Genomic DNA, 15,226 nt, shown 5'->3' with positions numbered 1-15,226 from the left:
TTAATCCTCATGATTCAGGCTGAAATACCAAGTCAGTTTGTGCGTGAGTTTGGTTTACGAGCTTAGTTAATTGTATTTCCAACAATATTTTGTTGAGTTGTTGGTGCTTCGGCCGTTTGAGTTTTTTCCACTGAAGCATTTAAATTCACAAAGAATATTGCCAGTGCTGCAATAAATCCAGGAACAGCGATAACAAGAAAATTCATTTGGTGAGGTAACTCTAAGGTCAGCAATGCACCTGTTAAGACTGGTCCAACAATGGCACCAATTCGTCCAATGCCTGATGCCCACCCCATACCTGTAGAACGTACTGTTGCAGGATAAAATTGTGCAACAAAGGTATAGAGTAAAATTTGTGAACCAATGGTTGCTGCACCAGCAATTGCAATCAAGGTATAGAGAATGAATTGTGGGCTTTTAAAACCAAGGAAAATGAGCGCAATCGCACCAACTGTAAACATGATGGTCAATACGGGTTTAATATGAAATTTATCCGCCAAAGCACCACCACCAATTGCACCAACCATGCCACCAATATTTAATGCAAATAAGAAGATCATACTTGCACCTAGTGAATAGCCTGCTTGGATCATTAATTTAGGCAACCAACTTCCGAGTGCATAAACCATCAATAAACACATAAAGAAAGCAATCCAGAACATTACTGTGCTTGATCGACGACCTTGCTGAAACAATGCACGTAACGGTGCTTCATCACCAGCAGTGACTTCATTTAATTCAAATTGAGTCGAGGCATGAATCTGTTGCTGCGGTGCAATTTTCTGTACCACTTCTCGCACTTGATCGGTCTTGCCTTGATGAGTTAGAAACATCAATGATTCAGGTAAAAACTTCCAAATAAGGGGTAAAGCTAAGAATGGGATAATCGCGATATAAAACATGATTTTCCAACCATAATCGACCACCAGCCAAGCACCAAGCAAGGCAGATGTCATACCACCAATGGCATAGCCACTAAACATCACAGCGACCAGTGTGCTACGTATACGTTTAGGTGCATACTCAGTCATTAAAGCCACAACGTTCGGCATCACACCACCAATACCAAGTCCTGCTAAAAATCTGAGAATCCCAAATTCAACGGGGGTTGATGCAAATGCACCGAGAAAAGTAAATCCACTAAAAATAGCCACACAAATCATGATGGTTTTTTTACGGCCCAACTTATCAGACAGTGTTCCAAAACTCATTGCACCAAACATCATGCCAAAAAGTGCTGTGCTGGCCAGCAAGCCTGCTTGTACAGCAGTTAATTCCCACTCTTGCATCAATAAAGGTAAAGCTACGCCATAAATAACCAGATCATAACCATCAAAAATAATAATTAATAAACACCACAATAGAACGCCCCAATGAAAAGGGCTGAATTTTGCTTCATCCACGATGCGATTAATATTTAGTTTACTCGTTTGCACTTTTGCCTCCTGCGGTGAAACGCTACGAAATTTTTTCAAACAATGAGGCAGCTGTTATTTTTTGTCCAAAACCGATTGCATATATATCCATACCTTAAAAGTCGGTTTAATATTTTTTATTGAATAAACAAGGGATTAAAAAGAATTAATAAAGAAATCGGGCTTTATATTTTCAATGATTTATTTTTTATTTTAATGATTATCTCGATATTTTTAGAGTATTAGAACAAATCAATCGACTTTTTCTGATTTTTCAATATGTTACTTTTCACGTAAAATAACATCTATAAATGACTTTTCATTCAATGATTGGACTGAATGGATTTTTCATAAATCGAAAAAATGATCATATGGTGTGAATAAAATTGGTATTGAAAGTCCCTTCTCCCTTGGGGGAGAAGGCTAGGATGAGGGGGATTTTATGTTGATTTATGATTTAAAAAAGAACTTAGGAAAGAAGCCTAATATATCGTCGTAAAGCTCGCACGATCATATTGAAAACCCTCTAAATCATAAACCTGATAAATACAATCAAATAAAGACCGAATATTTTCGCTTTCATCCATACAGCGTATTGCCATAAAAATTGGACTTTTTGCAGAGCTATCTAACAATGGGATATAGATTAAATTCGGCAATTGAATGGTTTTTGCACTCTCAGGCACAATACAAACGCCTTCACCCGCAGCGACCAATCCCAAAGCCAGTTGAATTTCTCGAACTTCTTTTAAATTTTTAGGATCTAGCCCATGTTCAGAAAATAAATGACGAACTTGAGTGGAAAAATTGGGCTTAGGATGACTTGGGTAAAGAAATAAGTTCTCATCTGCAATATCGGCAAAATAAGTGCCTTTAGAATCTGTAGCGAGATGGTGACTGATATGAACAGCCAACATTAACGGCTCCTCTCGTAATAAAACTCGCCTAATGGCAGGATCAGAAATTCTTAAACGTCCAAATCCAACATCAATACGCCCCTCTTTAAGCGCCTGAATTTGATCTTTGGTACTCATTTCAATCAGCTCAATTTTTAAATGTGGCTGCTGTTGGCGAAACATATAAACGATTTTGGGTAATAATCCATACAGTAAAGAACCCACAAAACCCATAGTCACCGTTTTTTCAATTAAGCCAATTCGCTTAGTCATGGACTTTACTTCTTCGGCATTAGACAAAAGTTTAACAGCGTGTTGATAAAAAAAATGCCCAGCTTCTGTGGTTTTTAAAGGACGGCTTCCTCGTTCAAAAAGCGCTATACCCAATTCACCTTCAAGGTTTTGAATCTGTCTACTCAGTGGGGGCTGAGCAATATAAAGCTTCTCTGCTGCTTTAGTAAAACTTTGTTCTTCTACAACAGCAACAAAATAGCGCAAATGCCTGAGTTCCATCTCAAACTCCATACCTTTAAGATATAAAAAAATGCAAATTTGATCTTAGACAGCGATCATCCATTCTTTTAAGGTATATCAAAAGCAAGATGTAAAGCAAGACTGTAAAACTTTTGATATTCACAGCCAGCCAAAGAATCACATTCTGTTAGCCCAATGAATCACTTTCAACAGTTTAAGCTTTAAGTTTCGCGCATGAAGAACATGGAAAGTGGACAGCAAAGTTTCAAGCGAATTTTTCGTATGCAATGCCAAACCACGCATACTGCAGGAGATCTGGTATGAACCGTCAAGAAATCGACACTTTGGTCAAACAAATGAATGTAGACACTGCAATAGGTGCAGTTGATACACGCGTACAACAAGTGGTGGTACGTTTATTAGCTGACTTATTCCAGGCCATTGAAGATTTAGACATTTCACAAAGCGAATTATGGAAAGGCCTAGAATATTTTACCGATGCAGGTCAAGCCAATGAACTTGGTCTTTTAGCAGCGGGTTTAGGTTTGGAACATTATCTAGATTTACGTGCTGATGAAGCAGATGCTAAAGCTGGAATTACAAGTGGTACACCCCGTACTATTGAAGGTCCATTATATGTCGCTGGTGCGCCTGAATCTGTCGGCTTTTCTCGTATGGATGATGGATCAGAAAGCGATAAAATCGAGACCCTATTTATTGAAGGTACGGTAACTGATACAGATGGCAATATTATTCCAAATGCTAAAGTTGAAATTTGGCATGCCAACAGTTTAGGTAATTATTCTTTCTTCGATAAATCACAATCAGATTTTAATCTCCGCCGTAGCATATTGACTGATAGCAATGGTCAGTATGTTGCACAAACAACTATGCCCGTTGGCTATGGTTGTCCACCGCAAGGGACGACTCAGTTTGTACTGAACAAATTAGGTCGCCATGGTAACCGTCCATCTCATGTGCATTATTTCGTATCTGCACCCGGCTATCGTAAATTAACCACACAATTCAACATCGAAGGTGATCAATACCTTTGGGATGATTTTGCTTTTGCAACACGTGAGGGCTTAGTGGCGACAGCTATTGATATCAGTGATGAAGCTGAAATTGCCCGTCGTGGTCTCAACAAACCATTTAAACGCATTTCATTCAATGTAGCACTGGTAAAAGAACAATCTAAAGCACCATCTACAGAAGTAGATCGTCGTCGCGCAAGCGCTTAAACCCACACGCACGGAACCGAAATGTTTGCACTATTGCAGCACTTCGGGGACTTCCTCTCTTTTGGAAAGTCGGAGAACCCATATGCCACGTATTCCTGTTATAAACACCAGCCATCTTGATCGGATTGACGAACTCTTAGTCGATAATTTTGAAACGGGTGAATTTAAACTTCATCGTTCTGTTTTCACAGACCAAGCCCTTTTTGACCTAGAAATGAAATACATCTTTGAAGGCAACTGGGTTTACTTGGCACATGAAAGCCAAATTCCAAATAACAACGATTATTACACCACGAACATGGGTCGTCAGCCCATTATGATTGCGCGTAATCGCAATGGTGAATTAAATGCCATGATCAATGCGTGTTCACACCGTGGCGCACAGCTTTGCCGCCATAAGCGTGGTAATAAAGCGACTTATACATGCCCATTCCATGGATGGACATTTAATAACTCTGGGAAATTACTCAAGGTTAAAGATCCAAGTGATGCTGGGTATTCGGACTGCTTCAATAAAGAAGGTTCACACGACCTGAAAAAAGTAGCACGTTTTGAAAGCTATAAAGGTTTTTTATTTGGCAGTTTAAATCCAGATGTGCCAAGTTTAGAAGAATTTTTAGGTGAAACAACCAAAATCATTGACATGATTGTAGATCAATCTGAGCAAGGCTTAGAGGTTTTACGTGGTGCTTCAACCTATACCTATGAAGGCAACTGGAAACTGACTGCTGAAAATGGTGCAGATGGTTATCATGTTTCAGCTGTACATTGGAACTACGCTGCGACCACTCAGCAACGTAAAGAAAAACAGCAAGAAAATGACAATGTACGTGCAATGAGTGCAGGTGCTTGGGGCAAACAAGGGGGTGGCTCATACGGTTTCGAACATGGACATATGCTGTTATGGACTCAATGGGCAAATCCTGAAGATCGTCCTAATTATCCAAAAGCTGATGAGTACACTAAAAAATTCGGTGCGCCAATGTCGAAATGGATGATCGAACGTTCACGTAACTTATGCCTTTACCCAAATGTCTATTTCATGGATCAATTTGGTTCACAAATTCGTGTATTACGTCCAATTTCAGTCAATAAAACTGAAGTGACGATTTACTGTATTGCACCCGTCGGTGAAAGCCCTGAAGCACGTACACGACGTATTCGCCAATACGAAGATTTCTTTAATGCTTCGGGCATGGCAACTCCTGATGACCTTGAAGAATTCCGTGCTTGTCAAGCGGGTTATGCTGGTATTGAGCTTGAATGGAATGACATGTGTCGTGGGTCAAAACACTGGATTCAAGGCCCAGATGATGCGGCCAATGAAATTGGTTTAAAACCTAAACTGAGTGGTATTAAAACAGAAGATGAAGGCTTATATCTCGCCCAACATCAATACTGGTTAGAAATGATGAAACATGCCATTCAATCTGAAAAAAATCTTGCTCAACAAGAAACATCTAAGCAAGGAGCAACAGCATGAATGCAACTGCAAACATCGATCAAATTTCTTTAGAAAATATTGCGCAATTTCTCTACCGCGAAGCTCGTTTTTTAGATGATGAACAATGGGATCAATGGCTGGCCTGCTACTCACCCTCGGCATGTTTTTGGATGCCTGCGTGGGATGATGATGATCGTTTAACCGAAGATCCTCAGTCTGAAATTTCCTTGATTTATTACCCAGACCGTCAAGGTTTGGAAGACCGTGTTTTCCGGATTAAAACTGAGCGTTCTTCAGCAACCATGCCTGATACACGCACTTGCCACAATATTAGCAATATTGAAATTATCGAAAGAGATGGTGACAAAGTCACAGTCCGCTTTAACTGGAATACGCTGAGCTTTCGTTACAAAAACAGTTATAGCTACTTTGGTATGTCTCGTTATGTCATCGACTTTTCTGCTACACAACCGCAGATTCTCAATAAATATGTGGTGTTAAAAAATGACTACATCAATCAAGTCATCGATATTTACCACCTCTAATTTTTTATCTCGAATGGTGTAAAAAATATGAGGTGTTTGCTTTAGTCAAATGGAAAGTTGGCTAAAGCACTCAAAAGTTTTAAAGATTTTTATAGGATTTTCAGCCATGTCAAACCACAATGTTGCTCTTCAATTTGAAGATGGCGTAACGCGTTTTATCTCAGTTACACAAGGTGAAACTTTATCTGATGCAGCATATCGCCAGAAAATCAATATTCCTTTAGATTGCCGTGATGGTGCTTGCGGTACATGTCGTGCTTTTTGTGAATCGGGTTCGTTTGACATGCCTGAAGAAAGTTATATTGAAGATGCTTTAACACCAGAAGAGGCTGAACAAGGCTATATCTTGGCCTGCCAATGCAGACCTTCTTCTGACGCAGTATTCCAGATTCAAGCTTCATCTGAAGTATGCAAAACCGAAATTCATGCATTTCAAGGCACATTATCTCGTGTGGAAAAACTCTCTGATTCCACCATCACTTTCGATATTCAATTAGATGAAGGTCAGCCCGATATTCATTTTCTTGCAGGTCAGTATGTCAATGTGGCAATTCCACAAACTACTGAAACGCGTTCTTATTCCTTCAGTTCTAAACCCGGAAATCGCTTAACAGGCTTTGTGGTACGTAATGTTCCAAATGGAAAGATGAGTGACTTTTTAAGTGCCAATGCCAAAGCGGGTGACAAAATGACCTTTACTGGTCCATTTGGAAGTTTTTACCTTCGTAATGTAGTTCGTCCTGTCGTTATGTTGGCAGGCGGGACAGGTATTGCACCGTTTATGTCGATGTTACAAGTACTTGAAGACAAAGGCTCACAACACCCTGTACGCTTAGTATTTGGAGTAACCAATGACTTTGACCTTGTGGCACTTGAAAAGCTCAATGAACTGCAAAATAAACTGCCATGGTTTGAATACCGTACAGTCGTTGCACATGCTGAATCAACACATGAACGCAAAGGTTATGTGACAGGTCATATTGACAATGACTGGTTAAATGGCGGTGACGTCGATGTTTATTTATGTGGTCCTGTACCTATGGTTGAAGCTGTTCGAGGCTGGTTGGATACTGAAGGGATTAAACCTGCAAACTTCTTATTTGAGAAATTCTCTGCAAACTAAAATCGTACTGTTCAGGAGCTGAGAAGAATGTCAGATCGCCTAAGATTCAAAAATAAAGTTGTCATTGTTACTGGTGCAGCACAAGGTATTGGACGTGGTGTCGCCTTACAAGTGGCAGCGGAAGGTGCGCATGTGGTTATGGCCGATCGTTCAGAATATGTCGAAGACGTGCTTGTTGAAATTAGCAAAAATGGCGGTGATGCAATCACCGTCCATGCAGATTTGGAAACTTTAGCGGGTGCTCAAGCTGTCGTTGCTAAAGCTATTGAAAGCTATAACCGTGTTGACATTCTGATTAACAATGTCGGTGGTGCAATTTGGATGAAACCGTTTCAAGAGTTTTCTGAAGAAGAAATTATCAAAGAAGTGCATCGCTCGCTATTTCCAACTCTATGGTGTTGTCGAGCAGTCCTGCCCGAAATGATCAAAAATCAAAAAGGTACCATTGTTAATGTATCCTCTATTGCAACATGCGGTATTCATCGAGTGCCCTATTCAGCCTCAAAAGGTGGTGTAAATGGTCTAACCACAGCACTTGCATTTGAACATGCCAAAGATGGTATCCGGGTTAATGCTGTTGCGACTGGTGGTACAGAAGCACCTCCACGTAAAGTCCTACGCAATACTACGGCATTGACCGAAAATGAAAAACAATGGATGCAAGATGTGGTAGATCAAACCATTGATCGTACTTTTATGGGCCGTTATGGTTCGATTAAGGAACAGGTCAATGCAATATTATTTCTTGCGTCTGATGAATCCTCTTATATGACAGGTTCAATCGTTCCTGTAGGTGGTGGCGATCAGGGTTAAAGCTGGTCTTTTTTATATAGCAGGATCATTGAAATTCAATGCATGGAGGCTTTGCCCAATGGCATCCCTGTTCAAAACGTTAAAACAAGATTGGTCTTTATCAGCGACAGTTGCAGGATTTTTAGCTGTACTGATTTCTTATGCAGGGCCAATGATCATTTTTTTTCAGGCCGCTCAACAAGCCAATGTTTCCTCAACCATGATGGCATCATGGATCTGGGGGAGCTCTATTGGTGCGGCAATCACTGGAATAATTTTATCCATTAAGTTTAAAACGCCGATTATTACTGCATGGTCAGCACCGGGAACGGCGCTCTTGGTGGCTCTATTTCCGCATATTTCTCTCCATGAAGTTGTTGCAGCCTATATTACTTCTGCAATCATTATTTTTATCATTGGGATTACTGGTTCTTTTGACAAACTTTTAAAATGGATACCACAAGGGCTGGCAGCGGGAATGATGGCTGGAATTTTGTTCCAGTTTGGTTTAGGTCTGTTTAAAGCTACTGACACAATGCCCTATGTGGTTTTTGGTATGCTGATCTGTTTTTTACTGGCAAAACGCTTTTCACCTCGCTATGCCATAATTTGGGTATTATTTTCAGGTATTGCGCTCAGTTTTATCTTTGGAAAAATCAATCCAGTACCAATGGATTTTTCATTGGCAGTTCCTGTTCTGATCAGCCCAGAGTGGACCTGGTCTTCTACATTAAACCTTGCAATTCCACTTACAATTGTCAGTTTAACGGGTCAGTTCTTGCCGGGTATGGCAATTCTCAAACTGAATCATTACGAAACACCTGCTAAACCGATTTTAAGCATAGCCAGTATCACCTCTATTGCTGTGGCTTTTACTGGTGGAATCACGATTGTGTTAGCAGCGATTACTGCTGCACTTTGCACGGGTAAAGATTCGCATGAACTGAAAGAAAAACGCTATATCGCAGGTATTGCCAATGGCATCTTCTATATTTTAGGGGGATTATTTGCAGGCAGTTTGGTGATGCTATTTAGCATACTTCCCAAAGAGTTGATTGCGGCACTTGCTGGATTGGCCTTACTCGGAGCAATTACCACCAATCTTGGTATTGCAATGAAAGATGAAACACAACGAGATGCTGCCATCATTACTTTTCTTGCCACTGTATCAGGTATGCATTTTTTAGGATTTAGTTCGGTTTTCTGGGGAATTTGTATTGGCATGATCGCACACTTGATTTTAACTCGACAACAATCAAAGGCTGCCATTCCTACTCCAATACAAGATTCGCCGCAAAGTCAATAAACCAATATATTCACTTAATAATCAGTATAAAATCCCATGCAGTTCGATGGGATTTTTATGTAATAACGCGTTCTGGAATATAACCAAGTTTCACTTTATGAAAGCGCCATTTCTTGCAGTTAAATCTTAAAATATTTCACTGTTGCTTATTGGTGATTTCTAAATACCAAATCGTTTCTCCCCAATCACTATTTTCAATTTTTGGAAAAATTTCTCCTTGTTCAAAATAACGAGATTGAGATTTGTTTGCTGGACTCCACCAATATCCTGATCTTGGGCAACTTTGTTCTGCAAAGCCTTTTAAACTGTCAGTTTGGATCATTTCTGCAGAACCACCATCATCTGCAATTCTTTCAATTAATATCCAATTCGCTTCAGCATACAATGTTTCATATGTGTCTGGATCGTGCCCAACAGCAAGAACGCTTGCTACACCATTATCTTCTTCTTCGCTTGCTGCCATAAATTCGATCCGATCCCCTATTTCTTCACACAAATAGATGCCTGTTTTTTCTAACTTTTCATTAGACTTAACCATTATTTCTGGATTTATACGATAAATTGGATAACTGTTTGGCAAATCAAGGATAATATTATTAAATATATCGATTTTTTTAAAATCATAAATAAGCGTATCCATATCCCAATAGGTTGGATATGTTTGTCCTATAACTGAAGCATAACTTGTTGCTATTGAATGATAATCCCAACATTTTTTAACTTTATCATAGGGTAAATCATCCATCCAATGAGGGGAAAACTCGCTTATACCTTTCTGATCAGAACTAATTTCACCAACATAATTAAGATAAGTAAAATCTCCTGATTTTATTTTTGCATAAGCATAATCTATGCGATCCATTGTTTCTCTTAAATTAGGTAAAACAGTGCCCCCCCAATTAATATCAGCCTGTTCTGGCAAAGGTAAATCTCTTAGATTATAAGGAGGATTATGCATATATATTTCAAATAACTCTTCTAATTCATTTAAGAATTTCTTATAGTTTTCCATCATAATTTCAAAAAAACTCAAAGAACTGAATTGTTCCAATAAATAAGCGGCTTTAGGATTAATTTTATAATTCATGTCATTCTCAATATATCGTCAATAATTTTATTTTGATTTATGTTCCAAACGAGGAGCCAAAGAAAAATCACCCGTTTGAGTTTTTAAAGTTGGAACACCTACCACGGAAAATTCCCCTATTGTTGTATCAGTCCCATAGCCCCAACCTGTTAACTTACGCTTACTTAGACCCGATGGAATTAAATCTTTAGGGTCTACTACAACTTGTATACCACCACCCTTTAAATAAAATTCGCCACGTTTCTGAGATGCTGCTGGGCCTTCCCAAGCGTATAATTTTTTACCTTTTGGAACAGTGTATTCCAAATATTCACCATTACTATTCCAACTTGCCCATACAGCAAATTTATCACGCCAATCCTCACGATTTTTAAGTTTATCAAATTCCACCTTACGCATCCAACAAATACTATTGTCCAAACTTCCTGGTGCTAAAACGCGAACCAATACTTCACCTTCATTAAAAGTCTGAGCTTTTATTCCCACCCTAGCAAATGTCTTGTAAGCATCTCTTAGAGGATGGCCATATCCACTTTTCATTGCTAATTGAGTTCCTCCTAAACTTGGATGTAAGGGTGTTTTTGATGTTTTTGGATCAACTATAGCTTCAGGAAAAGGTAATACTTTATTTTTTGGAATTACATGAACCCAATTAGGCTTGTTCTTTCTAAAGGCTTCTAATTCTTCTGCATCTGAAATTCGTCTTAATTGAGTTAAATTTTTTACATTGGTTGTTGCTTTAAATGCTGCATCACCTTCTTTATCTATACGAACCGCCAACTTTTCTAAAAAATCTTGGACTGGTTTTAAAAATTCTCCCAGTTTTTTATTGGCCGCGTTTCTAACTTCAATTACTATATTTAATAAATTTTTAGCTTTTAGTCCAATCCCTCTACTCGCATACTTATCTATAAAATTAACTGTTTCTTTCAAATATTTGACGAGTTTATCAAACACTTCCAGCAATGCTTTGGTTGTTAATACTCCTTTAACTTCACGAATTTTTGCAGATGTGGCCTTATAGACATTCGTAATTTTAGCGTCCTTTAATGCTTTTTTAACGGCTGGACGTGCCAAAAATTTATTCAACTCCTTTATACCACTTTCTATTGCTGGTTCAGCTATTTTATAAATATTAGAACCTGTTAACTGTGCCAGCTTCGCTGTAGGTCTCAGCATAAAACGGCGTACTGGCGCTAATATAACTTTAAATATTCCTTTGAATACAGAGCCCAAAACTGGAAACAATCCAATTAAAGTTAAAATTAAACCAATCCAATGCCATGGATTACTATTATCTTCTTTAATTTTAGAACAGTTCGCGCAGATATCCCGTACATCACATATTTGATCAACAAACGGGATCATTGAAATTACCGTTCCAGTAACAATTTGAGCAGTAGTCTGTTCTTTAGCAAAATCCCCCTGAATAACAACCCAAAGCCAATCTGCAATATCAGCAAGAGTTTCTTGTCCTTTCTTAAGTGCTTTATTCACTGGGGCTGCTATAGCTGCCATTGCATTGAGTAGGTCTTGCTTAGATGGTAAAAAATCTGTCATTTTATTTATTCTCTTATTTTTTTAATTGATTCAATTGATCTAAAACTAAATCATATAGATCCCAAGGATCATCTTTATAATCGGATTGTTCGTACTCTACTTTAATCGCCTTTTCAGGCACATTATCATGATGAGCTTTCCCATGATCATCTAGCTTGCCTTCTATAATTTGATTGCCTTCAAAAAATATTTTGTAACCTAAATTAGCAAATGGTTGATTGTCTGCATCCAAATGTTCTAAAGCAATCCAGTTTTTTCTATCAGATAATGGGAGAGTTGGTAAATTCAGTGAAACTTTCGATCCACTCACAAACTTATGCTGCCCCGCCTTACTCTCAAACAAACCGCCTGTAGTGGTAAACACACCTAAGCCATTGATTCTTAATTCTGAGGTATCTGCAACTAATCTAATCTCTTTAGGACTCGTAATATAGATTGCATCTTCAGTTGAAATGATTTGAATCCCTTTACGTGCAATCAAATCAGCCCCATCTCCTTGAGCTTGTATTTCGACCTTGCCTTTACCTGCATAGAATCTGGCACCTTCCTGTGCTGCAAACAAACTGATTTTACTTTGCGCATGAGCTAATAAATTCTTTTGAGTACTTAGGTTAATACTTTCGCCTGCACTGTGACTAATTTGACCATCTGCTGAAAGATGTACATCTTCATTGCTTGCAAGAGCGATTGAATCGGATGAAGTCAAAATCATCAAAGCTTGTTTAAATGCTTTTGCCTTAGTTTCACTTTGCTGTTCGATTTGTTCAATAAACTGCTTAAGATCATCTAGAATTTCTAAAGGGTCAGTTTGTTGATTTTTAGCGACTTCACTTAACGCTTTTGAATTATTCAAACCAGATTCAAGCTGTAATTTGGCTTCTGATGCATCAAGATGATTACCTTTGGCCTGCACTTGTTGATAGGTTGATAGCAATAAACCTCGCCCTGCACGCACCGCACCCCATTGGTCAGTTCTTAACTCAAAACCTTCTCCTCGCCCTTCACTGGTCTCGGTTTCTTTTGGGTGGCTGAGATTACCCAAGTTGAGTTGGCTTGTCGCATGACTACTCTGTAATTGACTGCTTATTTGGTTGGTCGTATCATCAAAGCGAAGTTGATTGTAGCCACTGCCCTGATATTCCTTAGTTTTAATCCCTGCTAATTTTTTTGTGTCAGGCAACTTGCCTTTGTCATCAAACTTAGTCGGATAACGACACCCTTCATGAATTCGTCCCACCACAAAGGGTCTGTCAATGTCACCATTACTGAAAGAGATCATGACGATCTCTCCAACCCTCGGTAAAAATAGTGCCCCATAGCCTTCTCCTGCCCAAGGCGTCAGTACATCGACCCAAGCCGAATCTGTATCATTGTCATTTGAACCTGCACCACCATCATGGGTGTGGTCTTCATTTCGAGTGAACAAAAAGCGTACTTTGATACGTCCCCATTCATCGACATGAATTTCCTCCCCATCCATCCCGACAACTTTTGCTCGTTGTGGATGTGTTATAGGTCGTTGTTGCAGTAGGTTATATTCAGGAACGACGTCGATGTTTCGACGTTGCAATACAAGCTGATTGGCTTGACGTTCATCTTTGTTATTGGTGATGATATTGTTCAATTGCCAATGACTTTGTTTAAGTAATGCTGTCACTTGATCATTCAGGTCTTTAGGCAAGTTGTTCTGATTATAGAATGTCTTTGAGGTGATCAAAAACTCTTTGTCTGCACCTGAATGCTGATCTATTTCAGGATGTTCATTAAATTCAAACCAATACCCCACATATGCATCTCTTACTGTAGAAATAGCAATAAATTTTTTGGCTTGTAGATCGAAATATTTACTCAAGTTTTCATTGAGCTTTTCAATTTGGACATGACCAGATTTGGTTACACCATCTTCACCTTTTAAGTCCTGTATCCATGCAGGACTGACATGAAATGCCTGTTCTAAAGCTAAACTTGCCACATTCTGATTGGCTGAATGCTTATGCTTGCTAAGAACTGAACCTGCACCTTCTTCTTGTTCTAAAGCATCCGCTTGCCATCTTTGTACATGTACAGCCGTAGGCTGAATAGAACGTAAACCAGTAAATGCCGTTATGCTATCTTGTCTTTCTACAGCACTGCTACGGTGAAAACGGATACTACGGCGATCTAGTGCTTTGTATTGTGCATTATGATCGATTAGACGTAGTATCTGTGGTTGAATCTGCTCTGAAGAACTTGAAACTTTATGCTGCGCTTCATCGACTAAGATGCTTATCCCTTCAGAAGCCAACAACCGTTGAATGAAGTCAAAATCGAGCTCATTGCTCTGCATGATGAATGGTCGGACATCATAGTCTTTGGTTAAACCAGTTTTATCCAAAGTCAGGCTTGAGGCAAACAATGGACTTCGCTCTCGCCATTCTTGAAATAGAACCTCCACAACTTGAACAACAGATTTATTCACAAACACTCTGGAGTTTCTGCGATATTTCCAAAGCGCTGTGGGGTCTTCTACTGTAAGGCGATAAATTGTAAGAGAACCGTCACTGGCACCTACATCGGCTTTGGTTACGATCCCTGAAATTCGATTCAGCTCAGATTTGTCATTAACAATATCCACGGCCACTTGACTACCAACAAAGCTTTTTAGAGCAATGCTTGCTGATGTAGATAGACAAGTTAATTGTAGGTTAATGCCTAAGTTAAGTGCATGTGTCCCATCAATACGTTGCAGGAACACTTGATCATTTAAAGATGGATTTGAAAATAGAACATGGATCGTACGATTCTGTGCTGTTAGCCCCAATTTTTCTAAAGCAAAATAAATATTATTCAACATAATCTATTGTGTAGTTTTTTTAAGTTGTATATTACTTTATAATAAAAAATAATATTTTGTCTACCATAGGAGACTTTTCATGTGAATCTCAATTTATTGATTTTTTTATAATATTTTATAATTTAGAGTTCATATTATGAAATTCAACTTTTGCATAAATGCTATAATATAATTTAAAATTATTTTTATATAAATTTAATAAAACAAAAGTTCGATCCATTATTTCCTTTCAAAAAAAGCTGAACTTATTGTGTGATATTTTTATATACTTCCCATCCAAAACTATTTAATTTAAATAGTCACTAGATTTATCTATTAATCTTTTCTGATAATTATTTATTTTTTTCATTTTCACAATATGCAATTAATCAATAAATTCTCATATTATGCAAATTAAAACAAGAACATTCTTGCATTAATTTATAGATATAGCTGTATAAAGCTGTGTATTTTTTGTACCAATACCGTATTTGTATAATCGTTTAATTTTAAAATCGAAATGCAAAATCT

General features: G+C 38.4%; 11 protein-coding genes. 6 read left to right on the top strand and 5 right to left on the bottom strand.

Translation table 11 applies throughout. From position 1 onward, the window contains the following. Nucleotides 1-62: 62 nt before the first annotated feature. The gene (locus AC4CVF_RS06850) at nucleotides 63-1,436 is read right to left on the bottom strand and encodes an MFS transporter (RefSeq protein ID WP_490789128.1); all 1,374 of its coding nucleotides are present in this window, start codon (nucleotides 1,434-1,436) and stop codon (nucleotides 63-65) included. A 461-nt stretch (nucleotides 1,437-1,897) separates the two neighbouring features. Beyond that, nucleotides 1,898-2,824 (bottom strand): LysR substrate-binding domain-containing protein, encoded by a 927-nt coding sequence (locus AC4CVF_RS06845; RefSeq protein WP_336950939.1) that lies wholly within the window; start codon nucleotides 2,822-2,824, stop codon nucleotides 1,898-1,900. Between the two features lie 281 nt (nucleotides 2,825-3,105). Between AC4CVF_RS06845 and catA the strand changes: the two genes are divergently transcribed. The 6 genes from catA to benE all read left to right on the top strand — a co-directional run bounded on the left by catA (nucleotide 3,106) and on the right by benE (nucleotide 9,236). Next, a complete protein-coding gene (gene catA, locus AC4CVF_RS06840) occupies nucleotides 3,106-4,026 on the top strand; it encodes a catechol 1,2-dioxygenase (RefSeq protein ID WP_419820343.1) in 921 nt (306 codons plus the stop codon). Nucleotides 4,027-4,108: 82 nt separating this feature from the next. After that, complete coding sequence (gene benA / locus AC4CVF_RS06835) at nucleotides 4,109-5,509, top strand: benzoate 1,2-dioxygenase large subunit (RefSeq protein WP_490789127.1); 1,401 nt, start codon at nucleotides 4,109-4,111, stop codon at nucleotides 5,507-5,509. Continuing rightward, a complete protein-coding gene (benB, locus tag AC4CVF_RS06830; RefSeq protein WP_336950936.1) occupies nucleotides 5,506-6,015 on the top strand; it encodes a benzoate 1,2-dioxygenase small subunit in 510 nt (169 codons plus the stop codon). Before benA ends, benB begins: the two co-directional genes overlap by 4 nt. A gap of 106 nt (nucleotides 6,016-6,121) precedes the next feature. Beyond that, a complete protein-coding gene (gene benC / locus AC4CVF_RS06825; RefSeq protein ID WP_004719894.1) occupies nucleotides 6,122-7,138 on the top strand; it encodes a benzoate 1,2-dioxygenase electron transfer component BenC in 1,017 nt (338 codons plus the stop codon). A 27-nt stretch (nucleotides 7,139-7,165) separates the two neighbouring features. Then, the gene (gene benD, locus AC4CVF_RS06820) at nucleotides 7,166-7,951 is read left to right on the top strand and encodes a benzoate diol dehydrogenase BenD (RefSeq protein ID WP_490789126.1); all 786 of its coding nucleotides are present in this window, start codon (nucleotides 7,166-7,168) and stop codon (nucleotides 7,949-7,951) included. 58 nt (nucleotides 7,952-8,009) lie between these two features. Then, the gene (gene benE / locus AC4CVF_RS06815) at nucleotides 8,010-9,236 is read left to right on the top strand and encodes a benzoate/H(+) symporter BenE (RefSeq protein WP_490789125.1); all 1,227 of its coding nucleotides are present in this window, start codon (nucleotides 8,010-8,012) and stop codon (nucleotides 9,234-9,236) included. A 136-nt stretch (nucleotides 9,237-9,372) separates the two neighbouring features. Here benE and AC4CVF_RS06810 read toward each other — a convergent pair whose 3' ends face one another. From AC4CVF_RS06810 to AC4CVF_RS06800, 3 genes are read right to left on the bottom strand one after another with little or no spacing between them, the layout of a single operon-like run. After that, on the bottom strand, nucleotides 9,373-10,323 hold the full coding sequence (locus AC4CVF_RS06810; protein WP_490789124.1) for a hypothetical protein: 951 nt from the start codon (nucleotides 10,321-10,323) through the stop codon (nucleotides 9,373-9,375). A gap of 27 nt (nucleotides 10,324-10,350) precedes the next feature. Beyond that, nucleotides 10,351-11,883 carry a hypothetical protein gene (locus AC4CVF_RS06805; RefSeq protein WP_490789123.1) on the bottom strand — a complete coding sequence of 511 codons (1,533 nt, stop codon included), beginning with the start codon at nucleotides 11,881-11,883 and terminating at the stop codon, nucleotides 10,351-10,353. A 13-nt stretch (nucleotides 11,884-11,896) separates the two neighbouring features. Beyond that, complete coding sequence (locus AC4CVF_RS06800; protein ID WP_490789122.1) at nucleotides 11,897-14,716, bottom strand: type VI secretion system Vgr family protein; 2,820 nt, start codon at nucleotides 14,714-14,716, stop codon at nucleotides 11,897-11,899. Nucleotides 14,717-15,226: the final 510 nt, after the last annotated feature.

Source organism: Acinetobacter sp. LipI_19, from assembly GCF_058242925.1.
The sequence above is the reverse complement of the archived record's forward strand: the minus strand, read 5'-3'. Positions and strand labels throughout refer to the sequence as shown.